Below are 14,873 nucleotides of genomic sequence, written 5' to 3' on the forward strand. Positions count from 1 at the left end.
CTCTCGGCTGTCAGATCAAAATCAAAAGCCCCCCCCTCACCCCAACCCTCCCGAAACGTCGGACCGCCCCCAAGGGGGCGAGGGGGAAAGGGAGCAGATTTTCATGCTTTTCAAAGCCTGAGTTCGACTCGAAATTTCGGGAGGGGCGCCGATCTTCATGCTTTTCAAGGCCTGAGTTCGACTCAAGGCTTTCAGGTCGGCGTACCTCGAACATCCACCTCGGTCAGTCCCCTCTCCCTCTGGGAGAGGGTTAGGGTGAGGGGCTTTTCAGCCCTCGACCGCAGGAATATGCCCAAACATTTCCTGAGTAAACGCCACGCGCTCTTCAGCCGTCTCCGTCACCCCACGCGCCTTCAGCTCTTCCAGCCGCGCTTCGACCGCGTGCGTACGCAACGTCAGCCCGCAGTCGTTGGCGATCTGGATATTCAGCCCCGGCCGCGCATTCAGCTCCAGAATCAGCGGACCTTTCTCCTGATCGAGCACCATGTCCACACCGATATAGCCCAACCCGCACAGCTCATAGCAGCCAGCGGCGAGTTTCATGAAACCGTCCCAGTAGGGCAGTTGCACGCCATCCACCGCGTTGGTGGTGTCGGGGTGTTTGGTGATGATGTTGTTCAGCCAGGTGCCACGCAACGTCAAACCGGTCGCCAGATCCACGCCGACACCGATGGCGCCCTGGTGCAGGTTGGCCTTGCCACCGGACTGGCGGGTTGGCAGGCGCAGCATCGCCATCACTGGATAACCCATCAGCACAATGATGCGGATGTCCGGCACGCCTTCGTAGCTGATGCTTTTGAAGATCTGATCCGGGGTCACGCGGTATTCGATCAGCGCCCGATCACGGTGGCCACCCAGCGAATACAGGCCCGTGAGGATGCTCGAAATGTGATGCTCAAGCTCTTCGTGGGCGAGGATTTTGCCCGATACCGTGCGATAGCGGCCCTCGAAGCGGTCGGCAATGACGATGATGCCGTCGCCACCCGCGCCCTGCGCCGGTTTGATCACGAAGTCGTTGCGCCCGCCGATGATCTCGTCGAGCTTGTCGATTTCCTTCTCGGTAGAAATCACGCCATACAGCTCAGGCACGTGAATGCCGGCCTTGATGGCGCGCTCCTTGGTGATGATCTTGTCATCGACGATCGGGTACAGGCTGCGCTTGTTGTACTTGAGCACGTAGTCGGCGTTACGCCGATTAATGCCCATGATGCCCCGCGCTTCCAGCGCCTTCCAGGTCTTCCAGAAACCGAACATCAGGCGTCTGCCTTCTTCAGGAACGCCTTGAAACGCACCAGTTCGGTCAGGCGGTAACCGCGATAACGCCCCATCGCCAGCATGAAGCCGACCAGAATCAGCAGGATCGCCGGGAAGGTGAACACGAAGTAGACCAGCTCAGGGACGGTCATGATCAGGTGCGCCAGAGAAGCGGCGAACAGCGTGCCAATCGCAACCTTCAACGCATGGCTCGCACCCCGTTCTTCCCAGGTGATCGACAGGCGTTCGATGGTCATGGTCAGAATCACCATCGGGAACAACGCAACAGACAAGCCGCGCTCCAGGCCGAGCTTATGGCTGAACAGGCTGATCGCCGCGATCAACACCACGACAAAGGTCAGCACCACCGACAATCGCGGCAGCATTTGCAGCTTCAGGTGTTCCAGATACGAACGTAACGACAAGCCCAGCGCGGTGATCACGGTAAACAGCAGAATGCCGAAGCCCAGCTGCGTTTCACGGAAGGCGAGGGCGATCAGCACCGGCGTGAACGTGCCGAGGGTCTGCAGGCCGATCAGGTTGCGCAGGATCAGGATCACCAGCACGCCAATCGGGATCATCACCATGATCATGAACGTCTGCTGGGTCTGCAGCGGCAAGCCGTACAGCGAGTATTCGAGGAAGTTGGCGTCGGTGTTTTCGTCGGTCAGCTTGGCCAGACGAATGGCGTTCATCTCGCTGTTATTGAGGCTGAAGGTCACGTTGGCTTTCTTGCCACCGTCGACGGTGATCAGGTTTTCGTCACCGGTCCACCACAGCAGGCGGTCGGTTGGCAGGCCTTGCTCGCCGGTTTCCGGGTTGAAGTACAGCCAGTCGTTGCCGTTGAAGCTGCGCAGCCACAGTTCAGGCGTTTGCGGCTGGTCGGCGACGAGGCGGATGGTGTGGACCTTTTCCACCGGCACGTGGGCGATGGACAGCAGCAGTTCGACGATTTTGGCTTTGTGCGGCGTCGACGGATCGCCCGCCAGTAGCAGTTTGACGTTGTCATCGTTGACGTTGTTGACGCGTTTGATCGCCTCGCCAATAAACGTTTCGACGTCGGCCGAATGCTGACGGATCGGCGCGAGCAGGGCTTCGGCGGCGATTTTCTCCGGGCCTTCGATGGCCATGCTGTCGCGGAAGGTCGGGCCTTTGACCTTGGATTTTTCGGCGGTGTAACGCTTGGTCAGCACCAAACGGTAATAAAGCGTCTGGTTGCCCTTGGCCCGGCGTGCCGACCAAGTGACCTTGCGATTGCCGTCGACGCGGTTGACGGCGACGCCGTAGTTATTGGAGATAAAGCTTTCGTTGAGGCTGACGTAATCGCGGCTCAACGGTGGCACGAACATCTGGATCTTCACCGGGTCTTTGGTGCTGGCGACGAACTCGACCTTGGCGTCGATGTTCCACAAGTCGTCGGTCGCATCTTCGGTTACCGGGATGCCGAGCACGAAAATCTGATAGGCCGTAACCGAAACGCCCAGGAGCACCAGAATGGTGATCAGGATTTTCAGGTGGAAGGTTAGAGAACGCATGGAAATTACTCGGCGGTATGAGCGGCGATGGTGCAGGCGGGTTTGCCGGCAGCGTATTTAAGACTGGGGTCGACCAGCGCGTCGAAGCGTTTCAGCGCCTCGGAGCCAATCAAAAGCGGGTATTGGAACGCACTTCGGTCGGTCAGGTTCACTTCGATGCTGCGCAGCGCCGTACCCATGCAGATATCCAGCTCGATCACCGGACGGGCGGTGTACTTCTTGCCTTCCTCCGGGTCGTAGTCACCGGCGCGGCGCTTGATCTTGCTGACCCGGGCCAGCGGCCGTTCGATCGGGTGCGAGTGCGCGGCGTCGATGGCCAGGTAGAAGCGCACCCAGGATTCACCGTTGCGTTTAAAGCGTTTGATGTCGCGGGCACTCAGCGAGGCGGTTTTCGCACCCGTATCGAGTTTGGCCGCGACTTCGAGATTGATGCCGTCAAGCGAAGCGTATTCGTTGAGGCCGTACACGGTTTTTTCCCCCGCGGCGGCGAGGCCGGGCAGGCAAAACAGGGCAAAGAATGTGGGAAAAGGCTTGAGTCTCATAAATCCTGGTGCGCAGCGTTCCGTTTTCGGTTCAGGTCCTTGGCAAAACTTGCGCAAGGCCCTTCGTGTGCCTATCAGCTTTTTATGACAAGCCGTACAAATGGCCAGCAAATGCGGGCGGCATTCTAGCACGGTGGTTTTATGGCGCCAGCGCCGGGGCCGGTCCAGGCAAGATCAAAAGATCGCAGCCTGCGGCAGCTCTGCATTGATCCGTGTAGGAGCTACCGAAGGCTGCGATCTTTTAAGGTTATTAGACGATTGTCGACAATACCCATTTATCCTTTGACTGATGCGGGCGAATTGGCTAGTTTTTGCCGCATTGGATTTAAAGGTGTCGACAATCATGCTGGATCAACTCGATCCCCCGGTTATCAGCGGCGACGATTCCGAGACACTCTCGGAAAACGTCTTCCGGCGCATTCAGGCGGCCATCGTCAAAGGCGAGATCGCCCCGGGCAGCAAGATCTCCGAGCCGGAACTGGCGCGCACCTACGGCATCAGCCGTGGGCCGTTGCGTGAGGCGATTCATCGGCTGGAAGGTCAGCGCCTGCTGGTGCGCGTGCCGCACGTCGGCGCACGGGTGGTCTCGCTCAGCCATGCCGAATTGCTCGAACTCTACGAAATCCGCGAATCCCTCGAAGGCATGGCCTGCCGTCTGGCGGCCGAACGGATGAGCGTCGAAGAAATCGACGAACTGCGCCGGGTGCTGGAAACCCACGAGCGCGACGCGGCGTTTCAGGCCGGTGTCGGCTATTACCAGCAGGAAGGTGATTTCGACTTCCACTACCGGATCATCCAGGGCAGCGGCAACCGCACGCTGACGCAGATGCTTTGCGGCGAGCTGTATCAATTGGTGCGCATGTACCGCATCCAGTTCTCCACAACGCCGAACCGTCCACGCCAGGCCTTCGCCGAACACCACCGGATTCTCGATGCCATTGCCGACCGTGACGGCGAGCTCGCGGAATTGTTGATGCGCCGTCACATCGGCGCCTCGAAACGCAACATCGCCCGTCATTACCAGGACGGCGCCCACAATAAGACAGCCACTGAACGAGGTGAGTCATGAGTTCCAACCCGAACACTCCCGGCCAGCGTTTCCGCGATGCGGTCGCCAGCGAGCACCCATTGCAAGTGGTCGGCGCGATCAACGCCAACCACGCGTTGCTGGCCAAGCGCGCCGGTTTCAAGGCGATCTACCTGTCCGGTGGCGGGGTGGCCGCAGGTTCTCTCGGCGTGCCGGATCTGGGCATCACCGGTCTGGATGACGTGCTGACCGACGTACGCCGCATCACTGACGTTTGCGATCTGCCGTTGCTGGTCGACGTCGACACCGGTTTCGGCTCGTCGGCGTTCAACGTGGCGCGCACGGTCAAGTCGATGATCAAGTTCGGCGCGGCGGCGATTCACATCGAGGATCAGGTCGGCGCCAAGCGCTGCGGCCACCGTCCGAACAAAGAGATCGTCAGTCAGCAGGAAATGGTCGACCGCATCAAAGCCGCCGTCGACGCGCGTACCGATGACAGCTTTGTGATCATGGCGCGTACCGATGCGCTGGCGGTGGAAGGTCTGGAATCGGCACTTGATCGCGCCGCCGCGTGCATCGAGGCCGGCGCCGACATGATCTTCCCGGAAGCCATCACTGAACTGGAGATGTACAAGTTGTTCGCCAATCGCGTGAAAGCGCCGATCCTGGCCAACATCACCGAGTTCGGTTCGACACCGCTGTACACCACCGAGCAACTGGCCGGCGCCGACGTGTCGCTGGTGCTGTATCCACTGTCGGCGTTCCGCGCGATGAACAAGGCTGCCGAAAACGTTTACACCGCGATCCGCCGCGACGGCACGCAGCAGAATGTCATCGACACCATGCAGACGCGCATGGAGCTTTATGATCGCATCGATTACCACACGTTCGAGCAGAAGCTCGACGCGTTGTTTGCCGCGAAAAAATGAAGATCAAAAGATCGCAGCCTCGTTTCACTCGTCAGCTCCTACAGGAACGCGGTCGATGTAGGAGCTGCCGAAGGCTGCGATCTTTTGAGAACGACACCGTAATTGCAGATTCCCTAACAAATTCAAGATTGGAGACAGCAATGGCCGAAGCAAAAGTACTCAGTGGCGCCGGGCTCCGTGGCCAGGTTGCCGGGCAAACCGCACTGTCCACCGTGGGCCAGGCCGGTGCCGGGCTGACCTATCGCGGCTACGACGTGCGCGAATTGGCAGCCGACGCACAATTTGAAGAAGTCGCGTACCTGCTGCTGTACGGCGAGCTGCCGACCCAGGCGCAACTCGACGAATACCAAGGCAAACTGAGCAAGCTGCGCGACCTGCCGCAAGCACTGAAAGAAGTGCTCGAACGCATCCCTGCCGACGCCCACCCGATGGACGTGATGCGCACCGGTTGCTCGTTCCTCGGCAACCTCGAACCGGAGAAAGACTTTTCCGAGCAGCGCGACAAGACTGACCGTCTGCTCGCCGCGTTCCCGGCGATCATGTGCTACTGGTATCGCTTCAGCCACGATGGCAAACGCATCAATTGCGTGAGCGACGAACCGACCATCGGCGGCCACTTCCTGCACCTGTTGCACGACAAGAAGCCGAGCGAACTGCACGTCAAAGTCATGAACGTGTCGCTGATTCTTTACGCCGAGCACGAATTCAACGCCTCGACCTTCACCGCCCGCGTTTGCGCCTCGACCCTGTCCGATCTGTATTCCTGCGTCACTGCCGCGATCGGTTCGCTGCGTGGCCCGTTGCACGGCGGCGCCAACGAAGCAGCGATGGAAATGATCGAGCGTTTCTCGTCGCCGGAAGAAGCGGTCAAAGGCACCCTCGGCATGCTTGAGCGCAAAGACAAGATCATGGGCTTCGGCCACGCGATCTATAAGGACAGCGATCCACGCAACGAAGTGATCAAGGGCTGGGCGAAACAGCTTGCTGACGAAGTCGGTGACAAGGTGTTGTTCCCGGTCTCGGAAGCCATCGACAAGACCATGTGGGAACAGAAAAAACTCTTTCCCAACGCCGATTTCTACCATGCCTCGGCGTACCACTTCATGGGCATCCCGACCAAGCTGTTCACACCGATCTTCGTTTGCTCGCGCCTGACCGGCTGGGCCGCGCACGTGTTCGAGCAGCGCGCCAACAACCGCATCATCCGTCCAAGCGCCGAATACATCGGCGTTGAACAGCGCAAGTTCGTGCCAATCGAACGTCGCTGAATGGTGGGGGCCAGCCACAAAGCGCAATCTCTGTAGGAGCTGCCGAAGGCTGCGATCTTTTGATTTTGTTTTTTAAGATCAAGATCAAAAGATCGTCCGATCGCGGCCCGAGCCTTCGGCAGCTCCTACAGGTGATCGGCGTGGAGGCCCCCACCCTTTGCAACCACCGTGACCCGAGTCCTGACCCGATGAACACAGAATTTCGCAAAACCCTGCCCGGCAGCCCTCTGGATTATTTCGACGCCCGTGCGGCTGTCGAGGCGATTCAGCCCGGTAGCTACGACACCTTGCCGTACACCTCCCGCGTGCTGGCGGAAAACCTCGTGCGTCGCTGCGACCCGGCCACGCTCACCGATTCCCTCAAGCAACTGATCGAACGCAAACGCGACCTCGACTTCCCGTGGTTCCCGGCGCGTGTGGTCTGCCACGACATTCTCGGTCAGACCGCGCTGGTCGACCTCGCCGGCCTGCGCGACGCCATCGCCTTGCAGGGCGGTGACCCGGCGCAAGTCAACCCGGTGGTGCCGACGCAGTTGATCGTCGACCACTCGCTGGCGGTGGAGGCGGGCGGTTTCGACAAGCAGGCGTTCGAGAAAAACCGCGCCATCGAAGACCGTCGCAACGAGGACCGTTTCCACTTCATCAACTGGACCAAAAAGGCCTTCAAGAACGTTGATGTGATCCCGCCGGGCAACGGCATCATGCACCAGATCAACCTGGAGAAAATGTCTCCGGTGATTCAGGTGCGCGAGGGCGTGGCGTTCCCCGATACCTGCGTCGGCACCGACAGCCACACTCCGCACGTCGATGCGCTGGGCGTGATTGCCATCGGCGTTGGCGGCCTCGAAGCCGAGAGCGTGATGCTCGGTCGTGCGTCGTGGATGCGTCTGCCGGAAAGCGTCGGCGTCGAACTGACTGGCAAGCTGCAACCGGGCATCACGGCCACCGACATGGTGCTGGCGTTGACTGAATACCTGCGTAAACAGAAGGTCGTCGGCGCGTGGCTGGAGTTCTTCGGCGAAGGCGCCGCGGCGCTGACCCTCGGCGACCGCGCGACCATCTCCAACATGGCCCCGGAATACGGCGCTACTGCAGCGATGTTTTACATCGATCAGCAGACCATCGATTACCTGAAACTGACCGGTCGTGAGGACCAGCAAGTGCAGTTGGTCGAGCAATACGCCAGGCTCACCGGCCTGTGGGCCGACAGCCTGAAAGGCGCGCAATACGAGCGTGGTCTGACTTTCGACCTGTCCTCGGTGGTGCGCAACATGGCCGGCCCGAGCAACCCGCACGCTCGCGTTGCAGTGGCGGATCTGGCGGCCAAAGGCATCTCCGGCCAGTGGGATGATGTGCCGGGGCAAATGCCTGACGGCGCCGTGATCATCGCTGCCATCACCAGTTGCACCAACACCAGCAACCCGCGCAACGTTATCGCCGCCGGCCTGATCGCGCGTAATGCCAACAAGCTCGGCCTGACCCGCAAGCCGTGGGTGAAATCCTCGCTGGCACCGGGTTCGAAAACCGTCGCGCTGTACCTCGATGAAGCGGGGCTGACCACTGAACTGGAACAGCTTGGTTTCGGTGTCGTCGCGTTCGCCTGCACCACCTGCAACGGCATGTCCGGCGCGCTCGATCCGCTGATCCAGCAAGAGATCATCGACCGCGATCTGTATGCCACCGCCGTGCTCTCGGGCAACCGCAACTTCGACGGACGCATCCACCCTTATGCCAAGCAAGCGTTCCTCGCTTCGCCGCCATTGGTGGTGGCTTACGCCATCGCCGGGACCATCCGTTTCGATATCGAAAAAGACGTACTCGGTGTTGTGGACGGCAAGGAAATCCGCCTGAAAGACATCTGGCCGAGCGACGAAGAAATCGACGCCGTGGTGAAGTCTTCGGTCAAGCCCGAGCAGTTCCGTCAGGTCTACATTCCGATGTTCGCCGTCCATGAAGACACCGGCCCGAAAGTCACGCCGCTGTACGACTGGCGCGAGATGAGCACCTACATCCGCCGTCCGCCGTACTGGGAAGGCGCACTGGCCGGCGCGCGGCCGCTGAAGGGCATGCGCCCGCTGGCGGTGCTGCCGGACAACATCACCACCGATCACCTGTCGCCATCCAACGCGATCATGCTCGACAGCGCCGCTGGCGAATACCTGGCGAAAATGGGCCTGCCGGAAGAGGACTTCAACTCTTACGCGACCCACCGTGGCGACCATTTGACCGCGCAGCGCGCAACCTTCGCCAACCCGAAACTGTTCAATGAAATGGTCGTGGAAAACGGCAAGGTCAAACAGGGCTCGCTGGCGCGTGTCGAGCCGGAAGGCAAGGTCATGCGCATGTGGGAAGCCATCGAAACCTACATGGAGCGCAAGCAGCCGCTGATCATCATTGCCGGCGCCGATTACGGTCAGGGTTCGTCCCGTGACTGGGCGGCGAAAGGCGTGCGTCTGGCCGGCGTCGAGGCGATTGCCGCTGAAGGTTTCGAGCGCATTCACCGCACCAACCTGGTGGGCATGGGCGTGCTGCCGCTGGAGTTCAAAGCAGGTACCGACCGTCACACGCTGGCCATCGACGGCAGCGAAACCTACGACGTGATCGGCGAGCGCAAACCGCGTGCGGACCTGACGCTGGTGATCCACCGCAAGAATGGCGAGCGCGTTGAAGTGCCGGTGACTTGCCGTCTGGATACCGCTGAAGAAGTGTCGATCTACGAGGCTGGCGGCGTGTTGCAGCGCTTCGCTCAGGACTTCCTCGAAGAGTCGGCGGTTGCCGTTTAAATCAACTGATGTGGGCAGGGGATTTTAAGTCCCGTGCCTTCGGTAAGGAGCATCATGGCTCACGCAGCTACTTTCGCACCGCAGATCAAAATCCCCGCGACCTACATGCGCGGCGGCACCAGCAAAGGCGTGTTCTTCAGTCTCAAGGATTTGCCCGAAGCGGCACAGATTCCAGGTCCGGTTCGCGACGCTTTACTGCTGCGCGTGATCGGCAGCCCCGACCCGTATGACAAGCAAATCGACGGCATGGGCGGCGCGACTTCGAGCACCAGCAAAACCGTGATCCTGTCGAAAAGCATCAAGGCGGATCACGACGTCGATTACCTGTTCGGTCAGGTCTCCATCGACAAGCCCTTTGTGGATTGGAGCGGCAACTGCGGCAACCTCTCGGCAGCGGTCGGTTCGTTCGCCATCAGCAATGGCCTGGTCGACGCCAGCCGCATTCCGCACAACGGTGTCGCGGTGGTGCGCGTGTGGCAGGCCAACATCGGCAAAACGATTATTGCCCACGTGCCGATCACCAATGGCGAAGTGCAGGAGACCGGCGACTTCGAACTCGACGGCGTGACCTTTCCAGCCGCCGAAGTGCAAGTGGAATTCATGGACCCGGCGGCGGAAGAAGAGGGCGGCGGTGGCTCGATGTTCCCTACCGGCAACCTGATCGATGAGCTGGAAGTGCCGGGTGTCGGCACTTTCAAGGCGACCATGATCAATGCCGGGATCCCGACGATTTTCGTCAACGCCGAAGACATTGGTTACACCGGCACCGAGTTGCAGAGCGCGATCAACAGCGATCCGAAAGCGCTGCAAATGTTCGAGACGATCCGTGCTTACGGCGCATTGCGCATGGGGCTGATTGCCAATCTGGACGAGGCGGCGAAACGGCAGCACACGCCGAAAGTCGCGTTTGTGGCCAAGCCTGCGGATTACGTCGCGTCCAGTGGTAAAGCGATTGGCGCTGGTGACGTGGATTTGCTTGTGCGCGCATTGTCGATGGGCAAGTTGCACCACGCGATGATGGGCACGGCGGCGGTGGCGATTGGCACGGCGGCAGCCATTTCCGGCACGTTGGTAAACCTTGCCGCTGGTGGCGTTGAACGTAATGCCGTGCGCTTCGGGCATCCGTCCGGGACGTTGCGTGTTGGCGCCGAGGCCAGCCTGGAAAACGGCGAGTGGATCGTCAAAAAAGCCATCATGAGCCGCAGTGCTCGGGTGTTGATGGAAGGCTACGTGCGCGTCCCCGGTGATTCTTTCTGATTCGAGAACTTCTACCCTCACCCCAGCCCTCTCCCGGAGGGAGAGGGGGCCGACCGAGGTGTCTGGGGTTGTACGCCGACCTGAGCGATCGAGTCGATTATGGATTCGCTAAAAAGCGTTCAGGTCGGCGTAACTCTTGAGTATCCCCCAATCAGTCCCCTCTCCCTCTGGGAGAGGGTTAGGGTGAGGGCATTACCCCTGAAGAAACACATCAAAGCAGGCACCAACGATCTGCTCTAAAAAAACCAATCGGCCCCTGAGGAAGACCACACCACTCATCATTCCCGCACAGGAGAACCGCAATGAGCGCCAACGTCGACCTGAACAACCGCCCCGACTACGACCGTGTCCTGCAGGACATCGCCGATTACGTCCTCACCTTCAAAGTCACCTCTGCCGAAGCCCTCGACACCGCCCGCAACTGCCTGATGGACACGCTGGGCTGCGGCTTGCTGGCACTGCGCTTTCCGGAATGCACCAAACACCTTGGCCCGATCGTCGAAGGCACCGTCGTGCCGTTTGGCGCACGAGTCCCGGGCACCTCATTTCGCCTCGATCCGGTGAAAGCCGCGTGGGACATCGGCTGTATCGTCCGCTGGCTCGACTACAACGACACTTGGCTCGCCGCCGAGTGGGGCCATCCATCGGACAACCTCGGCGGGATTCTCGCGGTGGCTGATCACCTCTCGCAAAAACGTCTGGCCAATGGTGAAGCTCCGCTGATGATCCGTGATGTGCTCGAAGCGATGATCATGGCCCACGAGATCCAAGGCGTGATCGCTCTGGAAAACTCCTTCAACCGGGTAGGACTCGATCACGTCATTCTGGTGAAAGTGGCTTCAACCGCCGTCACCGCCAAACTCATGGGCGCCAATCGTGAGCAACTGCTGTCGGCGTTGTCCCATGCGTTTGCCGACGGTCAGGCCCTGCGCACCTATCGTCATGCGCCAAATGCCGGCTCGCGAAAATCCTGGGCAGCGGGGGATGCGACGAGTCGTGGTGTACGTCTGGCCGACATCGCCATGCGTGGCGAAATGGGCATTCCCGGAGTGCTGACTGCGAAACAGTGGGGCTTTTATGACGTGCTGTTCAGCCACACCAATAGCGATCTGGCGCTGAAACCGGAAGATAAACGTGCTTTCAGTTTTTCGCGGCCGTTCGGCAGTTACGTGATGGAAAACGTGCTGTTCAAGATCAGCTTCCCCGCCGAATTCCATGCGCAAACCGCGTGCGAGGCTGCAGTGACACTGCACCCGCAAGTGCGCAATCGCCTGCACGAGATCGACCGTATCGTCATCACCACCCACGAATCTGCGATCCGCATCATTTCCAAGGTCGGGCCGCTGGCCAACGCCGCTGACCGTGACCACTGCATTCAGTACATGACCGCCGTGCCGCTGGCCTTCGGCAATCTGATCGCCGAGCAATACGAAGACGATTTCCACCGGGCGCACCCGATCATCGATGTGCTGCGCGAGAAAATGGTCATCGTCGAAGAACCGCGTTTCACCCGCGAATACCTGGAGCCCGACAAGCGCTCGATTGCCAACGCCGTGCAGGTGTTTTTCAAGGACGGCAGCAGCACCGAAAACGTCGTGGTGGAATACCCGATCGGTCATCGCCGGCGTCGTGCCGAGGGCATTCCATTGCTGGAGGACAAGTTCAAAGCCAATCTGGCCACACGTTTCACCGGCCAGCGTAGCGGCGAGATCTTCGCGTTGTGCAAGGATCAAACCCGGCTGGAGTCCACCCCGGTCAACCGCTTCGTCGACTTATTCGTGAACTAACGCAGCGCCTACACGGACGATTTGCGCCATTTTTCGATGGGCAATTTGGTGATCGCAAACCCGCTCAACAAAATCGCCGAATAGATCATCAGCTCCCGGGACAGGGTTTGCCCTTCGTACCAGGCGCCGATGATCACGGCGAACACCGGAAAAATGATAAACACGAACGATAGAATGATCGGGCTCAGACGTTTCAGCAGCAAAAAATAAACGATGAATCCACCGACCGACGCCACCAGTCCAAGGTAGAGCAGGGCGCCCCACGAGCGTGTGGTCACATCGCTAAATACCGGCGCTTCAACGCTAAAGCCGACAATAAATAACATCGCTCCGGCAATGCCGATCGGCAGCGTGTTGTAAGTGATCACGCTGATCGCGCTGCCGTGTTTTTTTGTTACCACGTAGCACAGCGCATGCATCACCGCCGCACACATAATCGCCAGCACCCCCCGCCATTCCGCCTGATCCAGATGCAGGCCCTGGCTGCGGATGATCATGAACAGACTGCCGAAACCGATAGCGATGCCGAGCATTTGCGACGGGTAGATTTTTTCGCGCAGGAACAACGCCGAGAACAGCAGGATAAACACCGGCATGCAACTGAACAGCAGCGCGGTCAGGCCGGAGGAAACGTGCATCTCGCCGTAGTTGAGCAGGTAGTACGGCAGGCTGAAGTAGGTCAGCGTGACGAAGATAAAAAACCAGCGGCTTTTGCGCGGAAACAGCAGCGGTTCCTTGCGCAAAAGCGCGAAGCTGAGGAACAGCGGAAATGCGATCAGAAAGCGCAGGCCGGCGGCGGTCAGTGGCGGCACGCTTTCGACAGCAATCTTGATCCCCAGCCATGTCGTGCCCCAGCTCAGGCAGACGATCAGAAACAGCACGCTGGTGAGCAATCCGGCGAGCCAAGGCTTGCTGATGTTGATGGGTGTGCTGACGGCGGTCGACATGATTGCATGCTCCGAGCGGGTGGAATTGACCTGATCAATAAAAAGGTTTATTGCTGATTGAACCTGTTTTAAACACGCTATTCGGGGTGACAATGACTGTCAAAGTAAGTATTGCCATGGTGTCAATCCTCCGTGACGGCCTCGTCAACGGCGTCGGTGTGAAGTACAAGCGCCTCGCCGACGGCGTCGCGCAGGCGATTGATGAAGGCGTGATCGATGTCGGCTGCAAGCTGCCTCCGCACCGGCTGTTGGCCGACAGTCTCGGCGTGACCATTGGCACCGTCAGTCGTGCTTACGGTGAGCTGGAGCGTGTCGGCCTGGTCGTCGCTCGCGTCGGCGACGGCACTTATGTGTCACAGCGCGGGATGGAGCGGCCGCAGGACAAAGGCTTTCGTAACGTCAGCGATGAGCCACCCACCTGCTTCGACATGAGTCGGAATCAGCCGATTCCGGGGCAGGAAACCACCTTCATGAGCCAAAGCCTGCAGGACCTCGGCAATGAGCCGGGTGTGCTGCGGCAATTGACCGGTTACACCGCCGAGGGCGGCATGGCGCGGCATCGGGTCGCGGGGGCGGTCTGGCTCAGCCATGGCGACTTCGTGCCGCACGCCGATCAGGTGCTGTGCGTCAACGGTGGTCAGCATGGTTTGCTGTGCGCGCTGATGGGGCTGCTCAAGGCCGGCGACACCGTTGTTACCGAGCATTTGTCCTACCCGGGATTGATCAGCGTCGCACGTCAGCTCGGGATAAAACTCATCGGTGCCGCGATGGATGACGAAGGCCTGTTGCCGTCAGCGCTGGAAGACATTTGCCGTCAGCATCGGGTTTCAGCGTTGTATTGCACGCCGACCATTCAGAATCCCACGGCGGCGATGATGTCGGTGCCACGTCGTGAGGCGATTGCCGACGTCTGCCGCCAGCACAATCTGTTGATTGTTGAAGACGAAGCCCACGCTGTACTCGACCGCCAGCGGCCGCTGCCACTGAGTTATTTCGCGCCGGAGCGCTCGGTGTTGATCGGCAGCCTGAGCAAGGCGGTTTCCGCCGGATTGCGCGTGGGTTATGTGCATGCGCCGCAAGCGTTGATCGGGCGGATCAGTTCAGCCATCCGCAGCACCTGCTGGATGGCCAATCCGTTATCGATGGAAGTGGCGAGCCTGTGGATCGAAAACGGCATGGCCGGGCATTTGCTGGATGAGCAGATCAGCGAGATCGCCCGGCGCAAGGCGTTGGTCGCTCCGGTGCTGGCGGGCCTGAATTACAAGACTCACACCTACAGCCCGCATTTCTGGATAGAAGTGCCTGAGCTGTGGCGGGCGTCGCAGATTGCGGCGGAATTGAAGGAGAACAACTATCTGGTAGCCACCGCCGAGGCGTTTGCGGTCGGGCATGCAGCGGTGCCGCAGTTTATTCGGGTGAGTGTGTGCAATGCGGTGGGGGATGATCGGTTATTGCTGGCGGGGTTTGAAGCTCTGGCCAAGGCATTAACAGACACCGTGTAATCGTTCTTCGCGAGCAAGCTCGCTCCCACAGGAGTCGGGGTG

Annotated in this window: 11 protein-coding genes; 7 read left to right on the forward strand and 4 right to left on the reverse strand. The window is 59.9% G+C overall.

Going from position 1 to position 14,873, the window contains the following annotated elements; all coding sequences use genetic code 11:
* Positions 1-267: 267 nt before the first annotated feature.
* Genes P3G59_RS09600 through P3G59_RS09610 form a run of 3 tightly spaced genes read right to left on the reverse strand, consistent with a single transcriptional unit; the run spans position 268 to position 3,331 of the window.
* Positions 268-1,254: an alpha-L-glutamate ligase-like protein gene (locus P3G59_RS09600; protein ID WP_277761341.1), complete on the reverse strand. Its 987-nt coding sequence runs from the start codon at positions 1,252-1,254 to the stop codon at positions 268-270.
* The gene (locus P3G59_RS09605; protein ID WP_277761342.1) at positions 1,254-2,789 is read right to left on the reverse strand and encodes an inactive transglutaminase family protein; all 1,536 of its coding nucleotides are present in this window, start codon (positions 2,787-2,789) and stop codon (positions 1,254-1,256) included. Before P3G59_RS09605 ends, P3G59_RS09600 begins: the two co-directional genes overlap by 1 nt.
* A gap of 5 nt (positions 2,790-2,794) precedes the next feature.
* The gene (locus P3G59_RS09610; protein ID WP_008081000.1) at positions 2,795-3,331 is read right to left on the reverse strand and encodes an ATP-dependent zinc protease; all 537 of its coding nucleotides are present in this window, start codon (positions 3,329-3,331) and stop codon (positions 2,795-2,797) included.
* A gap of 346 nt (positions 3,332-3,677) precedes the next feature.
* On the opposite strand from P3G59_RS09610, the gene P3G59_RS09615 reads away from it, so the two are divergent.
* From P3G59_RS09615 to prpD, 6 genes are all read left to right on the forward strand, one after another.
* Positions 3,678-4,400, forward strand: a complete 723-nt coding sequence (locus tag P3G59_RS09615; RefSeq protein ID WP_172828118.1) for a GntR family transcriptional regulator — start codon at positions 3,678-3,680, stop codon at positions 4,398-4,400.
* On the forward strand, positions 4,397-5,287 hold the full coding sequence (prpB, locus tag P3G59_RS09620; RefSeq protein WP_166222290.1) for a methylisocitrate lyase: 891 nt from the start codon (positions 4,397-4,399) through the stop codon (positions 5,285-5,287). Before P3G59_RS09615 ends, prpB begins: the two co-directional genes overlap by 4 nt.
* Positions 5,288-5,427: 140 nt before the next feature.
* Positions 5,428-6,555, forward strand: a complete 1,128-nt coding sequence (prpC, locus tag P3G59_RS09625; protein WP_277761343.1) for a 2-methylcitrate synthase — start codon at positions 5,428-5,430, stop codon at positions 6,553-6,555.
* Between the two features lie 188 nt (positions 6,556-6,743).
* Positions 6,744-9,338 (forward strand): Fe/S-dependent 2-methylisocitrate dehydratase AcnD, encoded by a 2,595-nt coding sequence (gene acnD, locus P3G59_RS09630; protein WP_277761344.1) that lies wholly within the window; start codon positions 6,744-6,746, stop codon positions 9,336-9,338.
* Between the two features lie 54 nt (positions 9,339-9,392).
* Positions 9,393-10,595, forward strand: a complete 1,203-nt coding sequence (gene prpF / locus P3G59_RS09635) for a 2-methylaconitate cis-trans isomerase PrpF (protein WP_277761345.1) — start codon at positions 9,393-9,395, stop codon at positions 10,593-10,595.
* Between the two features lie 302 nt (positions 10,596-10,897).
* Positions 10,898-12,382 carry a 2-methylcitrate dehydratase gene (gene prpD, locus P3G59_RS09640; protein ID WP_277761346.1) on the forward strand — a complete coding sequence of 495 codons (1,485 nt, stop codon included), beginning with the start codon at positions 10,898-10,900 and terminating at the stop codon, positions 12,380-12,382.
* Positions 12,383-12,390: 8 nt separating this feature from the next.
* Here the strand turns inward: prpD and P3G59_RS09645 are convergent, their stop codons facing one another.
* Entirely contained in the window at positions 12,391-13,329 is a 939-nt protein-coding gene (locus P3G59_RS09645; protein ID WP_277761347.1) for an EamA family transporter, read from the reverse strand.
* Positions 13,330-13,421: 92 nt separating this feature from the next.
* Here P3G59_RS09645 and P3G59_RS09650 point away from each other — a divergent pair, with 92 nt between their 5' ends.
* Complete coding sequence (locus tag P3G59_RS09650) at positions 13,422-14,831, forward strand: PLP-dependent aminotransferase family protein (RefSeq protein ID WP_277761348.1); 1,410 nt, start codon at positions 13,422-13,424, stop codon at positions 14,829-14,831.
* The last annotated feature ends 42 nt before the right edge of the window (positions 14,832-14,873 follow it).

The sequence above is a fragment of the Pseudomonas sp. A34-9 genome, from assembly GCF_029543085.1.
In the GTDB taxonomy this organism is placed as follows: domain Bacteria; phylum Pseudomonadota; class Gammaproteobacteria; order Pseudomonadales; family Pseudomonadaceae; genus Aquipseudomonas.